We start from the raw sequence: 1,562 nt of genomic DNA on the forward strand, positions 1-1,562 counted from the left end.
TGCAAAAATCTGATGTATTTAGGTTTCAAGTCCCGCAAAGTGCTTTGAATATGTGGCTTGAGCTATATGAGGAAGTCCATGACCTGATCAAAGTTGTCCTCAAACTTGCCTTGACCTGAGGCAACCCCTCACTCAGCCGCACTGGCTGCCAGAATTTTGATCACAAAGTTATTGTCCATCCCGGCCTTGTAACGCTTCATCTTCAGACTGAGTCGGGACGGTTCGCGCTTGAGTAAATTGACACTTAAACGGCGCAACAGCCCCAGGTTTTGGGCAGCATAACCCTGACGAATCCGACTCGCATCTTCGTTGAAGGTGACATCTAGCACCCAATGCAGACTATTTTCAATAGTCCAATGGGAGCGAATGACCTGGTTATGGCGCTGAGCATCCGGTTCGAGACTACTAATGTAAAAGCGAACTTCCTTGGTAGTTTTGTTCCATAACTCTCGCGTAGTCTTAACCATCACTACGGTGGTTAAGCCTATCCACTGGGGTTGCCGATGCAACGGCGGTAATTGACTCACTGGCACCGCCCAAACCTGACGAGTATCCCTGCGGTGATGCCCACTTTCGATACTCTGATGGTGAGTGAACTCAATCCCCTGCCAGTTCTGAGCTTGAGCTTGCTTAAACCAATCCTTTACTGACTGGCTGAGCTGACCTTGGTTGCCTTTGAGAGCCAAAACATAGTCTCCTTCGGCCTTCTTGATTTGCCCAGCGATGGAGATTTGGGTTCCCATCGCATCGAGGGTCACTACAGCTCCCTTAAGGTTAAGCAACTTCAGCAGCAGAGGTACTGCCTTGATTTCATTGGACTTGCTCTCGACCTTTTGCTGAGCCAGCACCAGCCCATGTTCACTGCTCCAGGCACTGACACTGTGCAGAGCTTTAAGTTGGCTTTCTCGGTCATAAGAACCTTTTAGCCTCTTGCCATCGATATGAATCAGTCTCACACCTAATTTCTCGGTGATGCTGCTGACCCAACTCAGGAAACTGGTTTCTAGCTCTTGGGGTTCGAGGCGACCCAACACCCGGCCAAAGGTATCATGGGAGGGAATCCCATAGGGTAAGTCCAAAAAGGTCTCTAGCCACCCAAGCTTGGCTTTGCCGTAGGTCTCAATGGCGACAAACCCATCGGCTCCAGAGAGGATAGCCAAAATGGCAATGGTGACTATCCCTAGCAAACTGTGATGCTGGGTTCTTTCCACACGGGGATCCTGTAGGTGTTGAAAGTGTTTAAGAACACTCTTTCTAAGAATCAATGCCTGTTGTTGTTGCTGAGGTGTCAGCACAAGTTTGCCAAAGCCTTTTGACATGACCAACGATGGGGAAATAGAAACTTTTGTTGATCCTCAGGTTAACTGCTTGGGCTTCTGGGAGCTAGACTCACACACCTAACTATTTGTCAAGTACATTTTCTACAAAATTAAGATGCGATTACCCTGGTAACAGGGAGTAGGTAACAGGGAGTAGGAAGTAGGGAGTAGGTAACAAAAATTATCACAATTCATTGATAATTGATATATTAACTGTTTATCAGTTTATCAACTTATATCATG

Annotated in this window: 1 protein-coding gene; it reads right to left on the minus strand. The window is 47.2% G+C overall.

What is annotated here, in order from left to right; genetic code table 11:
* Positions 1-128 precede the first annotated feature (128 nt).
* Positions 129-1,319, minus strand: coding sequence for an ISAs1 family transposase (locus tag F6K53_RS41375; protein WP_293086169.1), 1,191 nt, complete (start codon positions 1,317-1,319; stop codon positions 129-131).
* Positions 1,320-1,562 lie beyond the last annotated feature (243 nt).

It is taken from the genome of Moorena sp. SIO4A1, assembly GCF_010672065.1.
Classification (GTDB): domain Bacteria; phylum Cyanobacteriota; class Cyanobacteriia; order Cyanobacteriales; family Coleofasciculaceae; genus Moorena.